Source organism: Actinobacillus succinogenes 130Z, from assembly GCF_000017245.1.
GTDB lineage: Bacteria > Pseudomonadota > Gammaproteobacteria > Enterobacterales > Pasteurellaceae > Exercitatus > Exercitatus succinogenes.
Map to the genome: position 1 here is coordinate 1,516,151 of NC_009655.1, position 14,811 is coordinate 1,530,961.

At 44.0% G+C, this 14,811-nt stretch carries 17 protein-coding genes and 1 tRNA gene; 10 read left to right on the forward strand and 8 right to left on the reverse strand.

Translation table 11 applies throughout. The annotated features are described in order from the left end of the window. Position 1: 1 nt before the first annotated feature. The 4 genes from ASUC_RS07105 to qseC all read left to right on the forward strand — a co-directional run bounded on the left by ASUC_RS07105 (position 2) and on the right by qseC (position 3,148). Positions 2 to 238, forward strand: a complete 237-nt coding sequence (locus ASUC_RS07105; RefSeq protein ID WP_012073098.1) for a DUF1294 domain-containing protein — start codon at positions 2 to 4, stop codon at positions 236 to 238. 104 nt (positions 239 to 342) lie between these two features. After that, complete coding sequence (locus tag ASUC_RS11020) at positions 343 to 1,032, forward strand: YgiW/YdeI family stress tolerance OB fold protein (protein ID WP_012073099.1); 690 nt, start codon at positions 343 to 345, stop codon at positions 1,030 to 1,032. Between the two features lie 87 nt (positions 1,033 to 1,119). Further along, positions 1,120 to 1,800 (forward strand): response regulator, encoded by a 681-nt coding sequence (locus ASUC_RS07115; RefSeq protein ID WP_012073100.1) that lies wholly within the window; start codon positions 1,120 to 1,122, stop codon positions 1,798 to 1,800. Then, the gene (qseC, locus tag ASUC_RS07120) at positions 1,778 to 3,148 is read left to right on the forward strand and encodes a quorum sensing histidine kinase QseC (RefSeq protein ID WP_041834643.1); all 1,371 of its coding nucleotides are present in this window, start codon (positions 1,778 to 1,780) and stop codon (positions 3,146 to 3,148) included. Before ASUC_RS07115 ends, qseC begins: the two co-directional genes overlap by 23 nt. A 74-nt stretch (positions 3,149 to 3,222) precedes the next feature. Here the strand turns inward: qseC and ytfE are convergent, their stop codons facing one another. Both ytfE and ASUC_RS07130 read right to left on the reverse strand, forming a co-directional pair. After that, a complete protein-coding gene (ytfE, locus tag ASUC_RS07125) occupies positions 3,223 to 3,891 on the reverse strand; it encodes an iron-sulfur cluster repair protein YtfE (RefSeq protein WP_012073102.1) in 669 nt (222 codons plus the stop codon). Between the two features lie 169 nt (positions 3,892 to 4,060). Further along, entirely contained in the window at positions 4,061 to 4,558 is a 498-nt protein-coding gene (locus tag ASUC_RS07130; RefSeq protein ID WP_012073103.1) for a YbhB/YbcL family Raf kinase inhibitor-like protein, read from the reverse strand. A 99-nt stretch (positions 4,559 to 4,657) separates the two neighbouring features. Between ASUC_RS07130 and nrdR the strand changes: the two genes are divergently transcribed. The 4 genes from nrdR to ASUC_RS07150 all read left to right on the forward strand — a co-directional run bounded on the left by nrdR (position 4,658) and on the right by ASUC_RS07150 (position 7,464). Beyond that, positions 4,658 to 5,116, forward strand: a complete 459-nt coding sequence (gene nrdR, locus ASUC_RS07135) for a transcriptional regulator NrdR (RefSeq protein ID WP_012073104.1) — start codon at positions 4,658 to 4,660, stop codon at positions 5,114 to 5,116. Continuing rightward, positions 5,113 to 6,240, forward strand: coding sequence for a bifunctional diaminohydroxyphosphoribosylaminopyrimidine deaminase/5-amino-6-(5-phosphoribosylamino)uracil reductase RibD (ribD, locus tag ASUC_RS07140; protein ID WP_012073105.1), 1,128 nt, complete (start codon positions 5,113 to 5,115; stop codon positions 6,238 to 6,240). Before nrdR ends, ribD begins: the two co-directional genes overlap by 4 nt. After that, the gene (gene degS / locus ASUC_RS07145) at positions 6,237 to 7,280 is read left to right on the forward strand and encodes an outer membrane-stress sensor serine endopeptidase DegS (RefSeq protein ID WP_012073106.1); all 1,044 of its coding nucleotides are present in this window, start codon (positions 6,237 to 6,239) and stop codon (positions 7,278 to 7,280) included. The genes ribD and degS overlap by 4 nt, the downstream gene beginning before the upstream one ends. A gap of 109 nt (positions 7,281 to 7,389) precedes the next feature. After that, positions 7,390 to 7,464, forward strand: a tRNA-Lys gene (locus tag ASUC_RS07150). A gap of 59 nt (positions 7,465 to 7,523) precedes the next feature. Here the strand turns inward: ASUC_RS07150 and ASUC_RS07155 are convergent. Further along, positions 7,524 to 8,372, reverse strand: a complete 849-nt coding sequence (locus ASUC_RS07155) for a patatin-like phospholipase family protein (protein ID WP_012073107.1) — start codon at positions 8,370 to 8,372, stop codon at positions 7,524 to 7,526. Positions 8,373 to 8,496: 124 nt separating this feature from the next. On the opposite strand from ASUC_RS07155, the gene cobB reads away from it, so the two are divergent. Then, positions 8,497 to 9,213: a Sir2 family NAD+-dependent deacetylase gene (cobB, locus tag ASUC_RS07160; RefSeq protein WP_012073108.1), complete on the forward strand. Its 717-nt coding sequence runs from the start codon at positions 8,497 to 8,499 to the stop codon at positions 9,211 to 9,213. A gap of 145 nt (positions 9,214 to 9,358) precedes the next feature. On the opposite strand, the gene dxs is transcribed toward cobB, so the two are convergent. The 3 genes from dxs to xseB are packed head-to-tail and all read right to left on the reverse strand — an operon-like array spanning position 9,359 to position 12,346. After that, a complete protein-coding gene (gene dxs / locus ASUC_RS07165) occupies positions 9,359 to 11,212 on the reverse strand; it encodes a 1-deoxy-D-xylulose-5-phosphate synthase (RefSeq protein ID WP_012073109.1) in 1,854 nt (617 codons plus the stop codon). A gap of 5 nt (positions 11,213 to 11,217) precedes the next feature. Beyond that, complete coding sequence (gene ispA, locus ASUC_RS07170; RefSeq protein WP_012073110.1) at positions 11,218 to 12,108, reverse strand: (2E,6E)-farnesyl diphosphate synthase; 891 nt, start codon at positions 12,106 to 12,108, stop codon at positions 11,218 to 11,220. A gap of 1 nt (position 12,109) precedes the next feature. After that, entirely contained in the window at positions 12,110 to 12,346 is a 237-nt protein-coding gene (xseB, locus tag ASUC_RS07175) for an exodeoxyribonuclease VII small subunit (protein ID WP_012073111.1), read from the reverse strand. A 136-nt stretch (positions 12,347 to 12,482) separates the two neighbouring features. Here xseB and ASUC_RS07180 point away from each other — a divergent pair, with 136 nt between their 5' ends. Then, positions 12,483 to 13,292: a glycosyltransferase family 25 protein gene (locus tag ASUC_RS07180; RefSeq protein WP_245822118.1), complete on the forward strand. Its 810-nt coding sequence runs from the start codon at positions 12,483 to 12,485 to the stop codon at positions 13,290 to 13,292. Here the strand turns inward: ASUC_RS07180 and ASUC_RS07185 are convergent. Together ASUC_RS07185 and moeB are read right to left on the reverse strand one after the other, a co-directional pair. Next, positions 13,285 to 14,067, reverse strand: coding sequence for a hypothetical protein (locus ASUC_RS07185; RefSeq protein ID WP_012073113.1), 783 nt, complete (start codon positions 14,065 to 14,067; stop codon positions 13,285 to 13,287). The two genes, ASUC_RS07180 and ASUC_RS07185, sit on opposite strands and share 8 nt — an antisense overlap. Positions 14,068 to 14,076: 9 nt before the next feature. Beyond that, entirely contained in the window at positions 14,077 to 14,808 is a 732-nt protein-coding gene (moeB, locus tag ASUC_RS07190; RefSeq protein ID WP_012073114.1) for a molybdopterin-synthase adenylyltransferase MoeB, read from the reverse strand. Positions 14,809 to 14,811: the final 3 nt, after the last annotated feature.

Consider the following 14,811-nt stretch of genomic DNA (forward strand, 5'->3'; position numbering starts at 1 on the left):
GGTGAATATCGTCGCTTATTTTTTAATGCGCTCGGATAAACAGCGCGCCGTCGATAAAGACTGGCGTGTGCCTGAATACGTTTTCCTCATCTTGTGTTTTATCGGCGGATTTATCGGTGTGCATTTAGGCATGGAACATTATCGCCACAAAACCCGCCATTGGACGTTTAAAGCGGCAGTGCTGGTAAGTGCGGTGGGATTTTTAATCGTTTTACCGTTTTATTTCCTGTTTGTCTGAAAATTAATGCTTTCTTCATTTTTTCTTAAGTTTTCTTTGGTTTAATCATCTCAACAAAACAATAAACGTGTTGTTTATGGGAATGTTTAAAGGGAGGATTCATCATGAAAAAGACACATTTAATTTCAATTTTAACGTTATCTGTGATTGGTACGGCAACCTTTGTTCATGCGGCGGACCCTAAAGAGGGCTTTGCTAATTTAACGGATAAATCCGCAACTGAACGCGTGGAAATGCCGAGTACCAATGATGCCGGAAACGGTCGATTCCCGGCAGGGGTACGAAACGGTTTTATTGATCCGTCCAACGCTAATCAGACAAATATGCCGAGATATGTTAACCGATGGGGCGAAGAACGGTTCGGCAGAGGATTGCCTTGTGATCAAGCCTGTATGCGCGATTTCAGAATGGGACAACCGATGCGCGGAGCATTCCATCGCGGCGGCATGATGCCTTATCATTCTTGCATGCAGGGATTCGCTCATCCGAGCTGGGGCGGTTTTTCCGCTTCAAAAGAACCGACCAAAGTAGCGGATGCGGAAAAATGGCAAGACGATCAATTCATTACTTTAGAAGGCAATATCATTAAACAAACAGGTCGGAAAGATTTCGTCTTTAAAGACGGCTCCGGTGAATTAACCTTAGAAATTCCTCGTCGTGCATGGTATGGAACGGTAACGCCGGAAGACAAGGTTCGTATTACAGCCGGTGTGGAAAAATCCTGGGGTAAAACCGAAGTTCGGGCATTCAGTGTAACATTCGCGGACAAATCCACCTCAGCCGAAAAACCATAATTCAATGAAAGAAAGCGGCGGCAATGCCGCTTTTTTGTTACACTGAACCGAGTAAAATAAATACCGGATAAAAGTGCGGTCAGAAAAATGAGAGTTTTATTAATCGAAGACGATCCGTTAATCGGTAACGGTTTAAATATCGGACTGACGAAATCAGGTTTTTCCGTAGATTGGTTTACGGACGGGAAAACCGGACTGGAAGCGGTGAAGTCCGCACCTTATGATGCAGTGGTGTTGGATTTGACCTTACCCAAAATGGACGGTTTGGACATTCTGCAACAGTGGCGGCATGATGGATTTGATGTGCCGGTGTTGATTTTAACGGCACGCGATACGTTGGACGAGCGGGTAAACGGTTTGCAAATGGGGGCGGACGATTATTTGTGCAAACCCTTTGCGTTAGCCGAAGTGGTTGCCCGTCTGCAGGCGTTGATTCGTCGTCGCTACGGACAAGCCAACCCGATTATCGAACATAGTTTGGTGAAATTCGATCCGAACAATCATCGCGTAACCTTGCGCGATAAAGAAGTTGCGCTAACAACAAGAGAATACAAACTGCTTGAGTTGTTTATGCTGAATAAAGAACGGGTGTTAACTCGCGCCTTTATCGAAGAAAAACTGTATAACTGGGATGAAGATATCAGCAGTAACGCGTTGGAAGTTCATATGTATAATTTACGTAAAAAACTGGGAAAACAGTTTATCCGCACGGTGCATGGTGTGGGGTATGCTTTAGGAAAAAATGATGAAACTCCTGAAACGACGTAGTTTGCGTTTTCGTTTGATTGTTATTTTATCTTTGGCGGCCTTAGTGATTTGGTCGATGGCAACGGCAATAGCCTGGTTCCAGGCAAAAAACGAAGTCAACAAAATGTTTGATGCGCAACAGATATTGTTTGCCAAGCGGTTAGCGTCTTCCGATTTGGGCGGGATGTTATTGGATCGACAATTTCGTTACCGATTTCGCAGCGGACACAGAGCAAGACCGAAACGTTATGATGATAATGCACTTGCTTTTGCCATTTTTACCCGTCACGGACAATTTGTTGTCGGAGATGAAGCTAAAGGCGATAATATCCTGTTTGCTCCTCGTTCGGGATTTACCCTGGCTAAACCTCGCGGAGAAAACGATTTATGGCGCATTTTTTGGCTGCCGTCGAATAATGGGCGGTTAATGATTGCCGTAGGACAGCAAATTGAGTATCGCAATGAGCTGGTGCAAGATATGGTTTTCGGTCAAATGTGGGTGTGGATTGCAGGCTTACCGTTGTTAATCACCCTGATTATTTTTCTGATTACCAAAGAATTGAAAGCATTAAAACAAGTAGGTGATGAGATGCGTAAGCGTTCGCCGGAATCACAACAGTTGCTTTCAACACGCAATGTGCCGCATGAAATTTTACCGTTGGTGAACGGATTAAACCGTTTTTTCAATCGGACATCCAATATGTTATTACGCGAACGTCGTTTTACCTCCGATGCCGCCCACGAATTGCGCAGTCCGTTAGCCGGATTGCGTATTCAAGCGGAATTGGCACAAATGGCGGGAGATGATGTAAAACTACGGGAAGAAGCGCTGAATCATTTAACCGACGGTATCGATCGTGCCACGCAGCTTATCGAACAGCTGTTAACTTTGTCTCGTTTGGATAATTTACAGCAACTGGATAATTTGGAAGAGATTCATTGGGAACAGCTGATTCCTTCGGTTATCGGCGAACTGTATTTTAATGCGGAAAAACGACGGATGAACTTATCCTTCGAACATGCGGAAACCCCGAACGTACAGAAAGGACAGCCTTTGTTATTATCTTTAATGTTACGCAATGTCATTGATAATGCGATAAAGTATTGCCCCGAAGGTTCGGATATTAAAGTGCGGTTAAAAAAATCCTCGATTTTGGTGGAAGACAATGGCGGAGGAGTAAGCAAGGAAGATCTATCCAAACTCGGACAGCGGTTTTATCGTCCCGCCGGGCAAAATGAAAAGGGCAGCGGGTTGGGGCTATCCATCGTATTTCGTATTGCCGAGTTACACCATATAAAAGTGCGGTTGGAAAATGTGATGGATTTTCAGGGAAATCGCGAAGGTTTACGTGTGATTTTTACACTTTAATGCACGTCATATAACTAAAACGGGAAAATGCTCGTATGGCATTGTCCCGCTTTTTATTTTGCCACTTTAGTAAATTAGGCTTCGGCACGTACGCGCGGAAACAGAATATTGTTTTCCAGATGGGTGTGTTCCATTAAGTCGTCAATAAATGTGGAAATGCCGGCATAAAGCGCGCGCCATGTGGCGCAGGCATCCGCCGGAACAGTCACGTTGTTGGTTAAGGATTGCAAGGTTTCCAGCTGCTCGCCGGCTTCCGCGTGTTCCATTTCCATCACCCGAATCGGCATAACCGCCATTGCATAATGACCGGCACGAATCATTGGAAAGAGAACTTTTTCTTCCTTAATAAAGTGTTGGCTTAAGTGATCATAAAGTGTCTGTAATTCCGTCGTTAGCCCTGCCGGACAATCATCGCGTTCCGCATGTACCCGTTCGACGGTTTCGGCTAAACGGATAAGTTCCGGTAATTGCTCGCGATGGCGATCATGAAAACGCGTGACGATAAATTGCGTGAATTCGTCATAATTCGCCGTCGTCCAATCTTTTTCAGGTGTCGTCGGGTTTTGTTGTAATTTGATAAGTTTTGCTTCAATTTCGGCAAGATTGATATTTTTTTGTTGCGCGGCGGCAGATAATTCTTCCGCACCGCCACAGCAAAAGTCTAAATCGTATTCACGGAAAAGTTGAGTTGCACCGGGAATGGTTGCGGCGATTTCGCCTAATTTTTGATTTGCAAAAGACATGATAATTTCCTCAAATTATATCGGGTTTTAAATCTGATTAAAATGGTAAGGTATCATGAGAAAATTGCAATCGTTTTTTATTACTTATTTCAGGGTAGGCATTTTCCAGCCCCGTAAAAACATAAAAAAATGCCACGGTAATTCCGCGGCAAAAAGAAATCTAATAGAATTATACGTCGTATGTTCCCATTATCGACGCTTGTGCCAAAACATGTCCTTGCATAGCAAAGTGCAGCTCATTAAAACGAAAACCTTGAACCAAATCCAGATCCGTATCCAGCGCATATACGATAATTTCGTAACGATGCAGGCAATTCGGCGGTGCCATACCACCGTAAGCAGACGCTTCTTCAATGCTAAAACCGCCTAATTTACTTGCCCAGGAATTCGCCCCCTGGATAAAATCCGTTGCCGTTTGGCTTTCATTTTCACTGACGGAAGTACGGTGAAGATTGGCGATTAACCAGTGAATCCATACAAAACCGCTGGCGGTAATCGCATCTTTATCTTCCACTACCACGGCGAATGATTTGGTATCCGCCGGCGCCTCGCTAATTTCAAAAGGAACGGAATAACTCGGCATGCCGTTGGGGGTAAATTGGTTACCGCGTTTGCCGTATTTGTCTTCAAATGCACCGTTTATGATGGCTGAACTAGTTACTTTCATAAGCTTTTCCTCATGTAAATTGACAGTTCAATCATATCGTAAATCGGCCGGATATTTGTTAAACTAAGTCAAATTTTCTCGTTTTTTTAAGGAATTTTTATGCATTGCCCATTTTGTTCGACGGAAGAGACAAAAGTGATCGATAGCCGCTTGGTATCGGAAGGTTATCAGGTTCGCCGACGCCGTGAATGTACCAACTGTCACGAACGCTTCACCACTTTTGAAACTGCAGAATTAGTAATTCCGAAAATTGTAAAAACCGACGGTTACCGTGAACCCTTCAACGAAGATAAATTACGCCGTAGTATTCAGCAGGCGGTCGGAAAACGACCGGTCAGCGAAGACGATGTGGAAAAATCTATCAGCTGTATTATTCATAAACTGCAAACTACCGGAGAGCGGGAAGTGCCGAGTAAATTAGTGGGCGATTTGGTGATGGATGAATTAAAAAAACTGGACAAAGTTGCCTATATCCGTTTTGCTTCGGTTTATCTCAGTTTTGAAAATATTAATGAATTTACTAAAGAAATCGAGAAATTAAAGAAGAGCCAAAAATGACAGCATTTACCGAGCAAGATCAAGCTTATATGCAGCTTGCCCTTGATTTAGCCCGCCGAGGACGTTTCACTACTACGCCGAATCCAAACGTAGGATGCGTACTGGTAAAACACAACAAAATCGTAGGCACAGGTTTCCATTTTCGTGCCGGCGAACCTCATGCGGAAGTGATGGCAATCCGCGATGCCGGTGACAATACCCAAGGGGCGACGGCTTATGTCACCTTAGAGCCTTGTTCCCACTACGGACGTACACCGCCCTGCGCACAGGGATTAATCAATGCCGGGGTAACAAAAGTGATTATCGCCACGCAAGATCCCAATCCGCAGGTAGCCGGTAGAGGGTTAAAAATGCTGCAGGACGCCGGCATTGAAAGTGCGGTCGGTTTATTAGCAGAAAAAGCCGAAGCCGTCAATCTGGGATTTTTGAAACGTATGCGGACGGGAATGCCCTTTGTGCAGTTAAAATTAGCCATGAGTTTGGACGGACGGACGGCAATGGCGAGCGGCGAAAGCAAATGGATTACCGGTGAAGCCGCCCGTGCGGACGTACAGGAAGGGCGTGCACAGGCATCGGCAATTTTATCAACCGCTGAAACCGTACTTGCCGATGATCCGCAGTTAAACGTACGCTGGGAACAGTTGCCGCAAGCCGTTCAGATAGAGTATTCACTGACGGATTTGCGTCAACCGATTCGCGTGATCTTAGACCGCCGTCATCGGGTACAGCCGCATCATCGGCTTTTTCGAATAGAATCACCGGTATGGTTGGTGAGCGAAAAACCGCGGGATATGTCGGCGTTTCCGGCATTTTGCGAGCATATTCAGTTAAAAACGACAGAAAATCCGACCGCACTTTATGCGCTTATGCAGGAATTGGGCAAACGCCAGATCAATACTATTTGGGTGGAAGCGGGGGCAACGCTGGCGGGCGCGCTAATCGAACAGAATCTGGCGGATGAGCTGATTATTTATATGGCGCCGAAATTGCTTGGCCATCAAGCCCGCGGGTTATGCAAGTTGCCCCATTTAACCCGTCTTGCCGACGCACCACAATGGACGTTACAAAGTGCGGTTAAAATCGGTGAAGATTTAAAAACCGTCTATACAAGGAAATCAGTATGATAAAAAAATTATTGCAATCGGCTCTAATCGGTTTGGTTTGCGCCGCATTGATTTTATTCGTTATTCCTAAGTTTACAGGCGGCTCGTCTATGCGATTAGTCGGCGAAGTAGTCTCTTTTAAAAATGCCGTGCGTATTGCATCGCCTGCAGTCGTGAACGTATATAATCAGTCTTTCAGCAGCGAATCCAATTTAGACGCCGGGGATGTGACCACGAACAATTTGGGGTCGGGCGTGATCATGTCTAAAGACGGGTATATTTTAACTAATAAGCACGTTATTCAAAGCGCGGATCAAATTATTATCGCATTACAGGACGGACGGGCGTTTGAGGCTAATTTAATCGGAGCGGACAGCCTCACTGATTTGGCCGTATTGAAAGTAAGAGCTGATGATTTGATGACTATCCCGCAAAACCCCGATCGTCCCGTACATGTGGGAGACGTAGCCTTAGCTATAGGCAATCCTTATAACTTAGGGCAGAGCGTTTCGCAAGGTATTATCAGCGCTACCGGACGTAACGCCATCGGTGAAACGGTCGGCCGTCAGAATTTTATTCAGACGGATGCATCCATTAACCGCGGTAATTCCGGTGGGGCGTTAATTAATTCATTGGGTGAATTGGTAGGTATCAGTACGTTAAGTATCGGAAAAAATCCGAATGATATTGCGGAAGGATTAAATTTTGCCATTCCTATCAGCGTGGCTAATGATGTGATGCATAAAATTATCCGTGACGGTCGAGTTATCCGCGGTTATTTAGGTATCAGCACCAATATTCTTTACAGTAACGGACAGGAGCGAGATTTCGGTAAAGGCATTTTGGTAGAAAGTACGAAAAACGGCTCGCCGGCGGAGAAGGCGGGATTGCGTCAGGGTGATTTGATTCTCAAATATGGTGAGGTGGATATCGAATCACCCACACAGATGATGGAGTTAATCAGCAACACCCGCCCCAATACTACAATTAATCTCATTATTTCCCGGTTGGATAGGATGATTGAACTGCCCGTTGTTATAGCGGAATACCCTGAAAATTAATCGCCTGTTTAATAGCGAAATAACAGAATAATTTAAATCAAGTGAGTACATCTTGATAAAAATATGATAGAATCTTTCTTGTTTAAATTATACTTTTAAAGTATCTATCGGGTCGTTAGCTTAGTGGTAGAGCTGCGGACTCTTAATCCGTCGGTCGAGCGTTCGAATCGCTCACGACCCACCAACAGATCAAAGTGCGGTCAAAATTTTTGATATTTTGACCGCACTTTTACATAGAGAATATTATAATTTTTCTGACAAATAAATTTTTAATTTTTCGATTGCATTTTTCCCGTCCGATACGCCTAAATCATACATTGCCTGAAGTTTAGCCGGGTCTTTTTCCAAACGGTGAATAGCCAAAGTTTCAGAAGGACGAATAACAAAAATTTTTCCTTCTTTATGGAGTTTGATAATCCGTTCCACCGTTTGATTATATTCGGCGTAACGGTTCGCCCAGCATTTTACCAGTTGAGGATATTGACGATAAAACAACTTAAATAATGTCGTAGAACTCGGGGTTTTCCGATAATCCAGCGGGCGGGTGAGTATCACAATGATTTTGTCATAACCCAACGCCAGACATTTCAGCAACGGAATGCTGTCGGAAATACCGCCGTCTAAATATTTGTTGCCGTTAATTTCCACCATTTTCGAAACAAACGGCATGGCGGAGGTAGCCCGTAGAAATTCCATTTGTTCAAAGACGTTATGGATTTTGAAATATTCCGGTTGCCCTGTTTCGACATTGGTCAATGTTACCCAAAATTCCATACCGGATTGATTGAAAGTTTGTTGATCAAACGGGTCGAGAGTAAAAGGTAACTCGTAAAAAGCGAAATCACGATTGATAATATTACCGGTGGTCAGCAAACTATATAATCCCATATAGCGTTTATCATTCAGATATTTCAAATTATAGCGTAGCGTTCGTCCGCGTTGTCCGGAAGGAAAATTAATACCGAAAAGAGCGCCGGCCGAAACCGTTATCGCACCGTCGGCATGAATATTTTCATCTAAAAACACGTCTAATACGCCGGCGGTGAACATTCCCCGCATTGCACCGCCTTCCAGGACTAAGCCGATTTTCATTATTTTCTCCTTTATTTTTTCAAATTATACCTACCATCCATAATAAGTGAAGGTGAAAAGATTTTTTTCTGTGAACGTTATATACTGCTCTTGTGCATAAAACAAATCGGAAGAAGGTGCTTAAATGAATAAACGACCTAAAATAGTGGTGCTGACCGGAGCAGGTATTTCAGCGGAATCGGGCATCCGTACTTTTCGAGCCGCAGACGGCTTATGGGAAAACCATAAAGTAGATGAGGTGGCGACTCCCGAAGGTTTTTTACGTAACCCGGCTTTAGTACAAAATTTTTATAACGAACGTCGCCAAAAGCTGTTTGACCCGGCCGTTAAACCGAATGCGGCACATACTGCATTAGTCAAATTGGAACAGGCTATAGGCGATAATTTTTTATTAGTCACACAAAATGTAGATAATTTGCATGAACGGGCGGGTTCTAAGAATCTGATTCACATGCACGGAGATTTGCTGACCGTTCGTTGCGAATGGTCGGGAAAAACTTATCATTGGGAACGGGATGTGACAGATAAGGATCACTGCGATTGTTGTTCGCCACCTCGTCGTTTACGACCGCATATTGTATGGTTTGGTGAAATGCCTTTAGAAATGGAACGAATTTACGCCGCACTTTCCGAATGTGACTATTTTATTGCTATCGGTACTTCCGGTAACGTCTATCCGGCGGCAGGATTTGTGCAGGAAGCCAATCGTTTTGGTGCGAAAACCGTAGAATTAAATCTGGAACCCAGCCTAACGCGTTCACGCTTTTCACGACAACGGTATGGTAAAGCAACGAAAATCGTACCGATATTCGTGGATGAACTGCTGACGGAGTTATCTTGAAATCGCACAATAAAAAAACCGCTATCAAGTCGATAGCGGCGAATCTTAAAATTAAGAAAATTTAAAAAAGACAACTGATATTTCTCAATAGCAGTGCACTAGCAATATCTCAGACTCGAACAAAAAAGAATAGTTCAAGATTTTTTCAACAAATTGTAAAAAAATGTCGGATTTTTTCTTCAATACCTTTTTCATCAAGTCCTAAGTCCGCCAGAATTTCTTGTTGCGAGCCTTGCGGAATAAAGAAATCAGGTAATCCGAGTTGTAAAAGTGCGGTCGTTTTTTGATGAGAATTTAACACTTCCGCTACGGCAGAACCGGCACCGCCCTGAATAGCGTTTTCTTCCAAGGTAACGATGAGTTCGTAGGTTTGCGCAATTTCTAAAATACGTACTTCGTCAATCGGTTTTACAAATCGCATATCCACTACGGTAGCATCTAAATTTTCGGCCGCTTTGATTGCTGAAGAGAGTAAGGTTCCAAAATTAAGAATCGCAATTTTTTTGCCGTTGCGAATTAATTTAGATTTTCCGATCGTCAGTTCCCGTAACGGTTCTAATTCTACACCGACAGCATTGCCGCGAGGGTAGCGTACCGCCGCAGGTTTTCCGCAACGGTAACCTGTATAAAGCATTTGGCGACACTCGTTTTCATTGCTCGGCGTCATAATGATTAGATTCGGCACGCAACGCATAAAGCTGACATCGAATGCGCCTTGGTGCGTTTGTCCGTCGGCGCCTACAATTCCCGCACGATCAATAGCGAACAAAACGGGAAGATTCTGAATTGCCACATCATGAATCAGTTGATCGTAAGCACGTTGCAAGAAGGTGGAATAAATCGCTACCACAGGCTTGTAACCGCCGATCGCCAAACCGGCGGCAAAAGTGACGGCATGCTGTTCGGCAATCGCGACATCGAAATATTGTTCCGGAAAACGTTTGGAAAACGCCACCATACCGGAACCTTCGCACATCGCCGGAGTGATCCCCGCGATACGTGAATCTTTTTCCGCCATTTCGCATAACCAGTCTCCGAAAATTTTCGAATAAGTCGGTTTTGCATTGGATTGCGGCAGTTCGCCGCAAGTCGGGTCAAATTTCGGTACGCCGTGGAAACGGACCGGATCTTTTTCCGCCGGCGCATAACCTTTTCCTTTTTTGGTTCGGATATGCAGGAATTGCGGACCTTTCAGCTCTCTCATATTACTGAGCGTTACCACTAATTCCTCAATGTTATGACCGTCAATCGGTCCGATATAGTTAAAACCGAGTTCTTCAAACAATGTACTTTCAGGTGAAAACATGACTCCTTTCATGTGTTCTTCGGTTTTCTTCATGAAATTTTTTACGGTAGGTACTTTTTCTAAAATCTTTTTGCTGCCGTCACGTACCGCCGAGTAGAGCGAACCGGAAAATATACGGGCAAGATGGGTATTCAATGCCCCGACGTTTTTTGAAATCGACATTTCGTTGTCGTTGAGAATCACCAGCATATCGGTATGTAATGCGCCGGCATGATTCAGGGCTTCAAACGCCATGCCGGCGGTAATCGCACCGTCACCGATGACGCATACGGTTTTGCGTCCGGCGTTTTCTTTTTCCGCCGCAACGGCGATTCCTAATCCCGCACTGATAGAGGTTGAAGAATGTCCGACGGTTAACACATCGAATTCGCTTTCCTCGCGCCATGGGAACGGATGAAGCCCGTCTTTTTGGCGGATAGTTGACATTTTATCGCGGCGGCCCGTCAGAATTTTATGAGGATATGCCTGATGGCCCACATCCCAGATTAGTTGGTCGAAAGGCGTTTGATAAACATAATGCAGGGCAACGGTTAATTCCACGCATCCCAATCCGGAAGCCAAATGACCGCTGCTTTGACTGACGCATTCAAGCAAGTAAGTCCGCAATTCATCACAAACCTGTGGTAAGCGTTCTTTGTCTAAAGCCCGTAAGTCGTCGGGCGAATCGATAAGAGAAAGTAAAGGGTATTTCATAATAATTAATTTTTGCGATGAATAATAAATTCCGCCAATGCGCGTAATGCCGTAGTATCAAAGGATATTTCATTCAAATTTTTGACCGCACTTTGATAGAGTTCCTGAGCTTTACTTTTCGCACCGTCCAAACCGAGCATTTTAGGATAAGTGCTTTTGTCCAGATTTAAATCGGCGCCCACGGTTTTGCCTATTTCCACAGTATTGCCTTCAATATCCAGAATATCGTCCCGCACTTGAAAAGCCAATCCGATAGCATCCGCATACTGTTTTAACCGACAGGCCAGTGCGTGATTAGCGTAATGTGGAGAGCAAATAAACCCCATCATTAATGCGGCAGTCAGTAACGCACCGGTTTTATTGCGGTGAATAAGTTCCAGCTCAGCAAGCGTTACTTTTTTTTGTTCCGCCAGCAAATCCAGACTTTGCCCCAAACACATTCCGCGAACACCCGCAGCACGACTTAATTCTTGCACTAATTTTAACTTTTGCTCCGCACAAAGTGCGGTGGATTTTGTGATGATTTCAAAGGCAAACGTCTGCAAAGCGTCGCCGGCTAAAATTGCCGTAGCGTGATCAAAAGCGATATGACAGGTCGGTTTACCGCGTCGCAATTCATCATTGTCCATCGCCGGTAAATCGTCGTGGATCAGCGAATAAGCATGAATACTTTCAATAGCCGCCGCCGCATAATCTAGTGCGTTTAAATCGGCACCAAGCATATCCCCCGTGGCATAAACTAAAAACGGACGAATACGTTTACCGCCAAGCAGTAATCCGTATTTCATAGCATCCGCCAACGGAGAGCCGAATGTATTGATGTCATTGAATTGGTTTTCCATAAAACTGTTGATCCGGTGTTGGACTTGGCATAAATTTTGTTGAAAATCGTACATATCATTCGTCCGCAGAATAATCCGTTAATGGTGCGGTATCACTTTTTTGCAATAAAATCTGAATACGTTGTTCCGCTTGTTGCAACCGTTCCTGCCCCTGTTTGGCGAGTTTGATACCGGTTTCGAATTCTTTTAAAGCGCTTTCCAGAGGGAGATCACCTCTTTCCAATTCGGTTACAACAGCTTCCAGTTGCGCCAGGGTGGATTCAAAATCAAGTTCTACGGGTTTGCGAGCCATACGAAATCCTAAGTCAATATAAAAAACAGACGTATTCTACTTTATTTTTACTTAAAAGTTAAAAAATATGTATAATAGCGACTTTAATAATAACTATGCTGAGTACTGTGTTTTTAAGGATTGTCGTTTGAATAATGTGAATTATGTTATAAGCTTACCGACAGCGGTTTCTCGACGCCAACATATCCGAAATGTCTTTCAACAGCAGAACGTGCCGTTCGAATTTTTTGATGCTATTTCACCTGATATAGGCTTAAATGCCGCAATAGATCGTTTTGTCCCGAATTTGCAGCAGGCGGAACATTTAACGGCGGGTGAAAAAAGCTGTTTTATGAGTCACGTTTCTTTATGGCAAAAATGTCTTGATGACAATTTACCGTATATCGCCATTTTTGAAGACGATATTTTACTAGGCGAAAATGCGGGCGATTTTTTGTCCGATTATCAATGGTTTGAATCTCGTTTTGATCTGTTTCGTCCGATTATTCTGAAGCTGGAAACGGCATTAGGTAAAACCAATTTTAAACCGCTGCATCATATAGATGCCTATAAGTCTCGTCAATTTATGCGCTTAACGGCCGGACGTGCTCATATCGGCATGGCCGGTTATATAATTTCTCAGGCTACGGCAAAAGCGTTATTACGGTATATTAAAACGTTATCCGCGCAGACGTTAAAAGCCATCGATTTAATTTTATTTGACGATCTGCTTAAAAATCCGGATTTTCAGCTGGTGCAACTTTATCCGGCGATTTGCGTACAGGATTCGTTTTACAATAAGAATAACGTAACGTTATTGAGTAGTCTGGAAGTGGAACGGGCGCATTTTAAAAAAGTGCGCCCTTATACGAAACCGAAATCGCTGTTCGACGTTGTGCGGAAAATCGTGACAACGCCGTATCGTAAATATCTTAAATTTCAACGTCGAATCGTGCCGTTTAAATAAATTTATTTGTAGTATACAAACCGCGTTTAAGCCGTTTTCGAATACGCTTAATAAGCGGTTTCGGGGTCGGCATCGGCATTTGCTGCTCAGGTCGAATCAATGCCGTTGCGGAGTTAAAAGCGTCAAGAGTAAATTTGCCGGCGATAACATCATCGCAATGTTGCAGAAACAGTTTAACGTTTTGTTCGAAACGGCTTTGGAACAAGTGATAAACACTTTCGGCAAAAACGGTACCGACGCCGTAATATCCGTAACTTCCCAAACGCCAAATGCCTTCCAACGGAGGGCGTTCGTAATGAGTCGGATATAAAGTGCGATACGGAATACCCAATTTTTCTGCACGGTAAGCCAATTCTTCCGCAACATCCGAACGATCATTCAAGCGAAATGACGGACATCCCATACGTTTATAGCAATCCGCAGAGATGAAAAAGAACGCAGGCGAGGCAAAAATATGGCTTCCGGGATAAATATGATTAGACGCTTGAGCCGGACCAAGGAAGGTTTCGTTTCTATATACGAATTCGGCCGCTTGTTCGACAATTTCCCGATTAAGCGGGATGCAATCCGGTTCGATAATGGCGATTACTTTTTTAGTTGCCCGACTCATTACGCGGTCAAGCCATTCGCCGTGTTCCATATTTTCTTCCGTATAAATCACGTTTAAATCGAAATGCGCCATAACGTTTTTATGGGCGTTGAGTACATCACGATTAAAATTGTCCCAATGAAAAGAGTGAAACTCTACATCGGATAAATCGAAATTTGCAGTCATATTATTTCCTTAATTTGTTTCAGTCGGAAGTTTAATCTCCCGAATTGCCATATTTAATCCGTCGATCATCAACAACCGTCCGCATAAATTCGTACCGATTTTTAACCGCACTTTGATGGCTTCCAATGCCTGTAACGAACCGATTACCCCAACAATCGGCGATATTACGCCGGCTTCGACACAACTTAAGGTGGAATCGCCGAAAAGATTGCTTAGCTGACGGTAAGTCGGTGTATGAGGTTCGTAAGTAAAAACGGAAATTTGGCCTTCGAAACGAATTGCCGCACCGGAAACTAACGGAATTTTAGCCTGTTCACAACAACGATCCAGCTGATTTCGGATGTCGATATTGTCGGTGCAGTCCAAAATCACATCAAAGTGCGGTACGATTTCCGCCAGTTTTTCTTCACTGAGCAACCCGTTTATGGTGTTAATTTCGATGTGGGGATTTAAACTTTTCAATGATATTCTGGCAGATTCCACTTTAGCCATGTCCAATCGGCTGTCATTATGCAGGACTTGTCGTTGCAGGTTTGACAACGCCACCGTATCAAAATCGAGCAAAGTTAAATGTCCCACGCCGGCAGCGGTTAAATATTGACCGGCGGCGCAACCTAAGCCGCCTAAGCCGACAATCAGCATACGACTGTCTTTCAACTTTTCCTGTCCGTCGAAATCTATCGCTTTCAGAATGATTTGGCGATTATAGCGTAATTCCTCTTGGTAACTTAATTCAGCCATGTC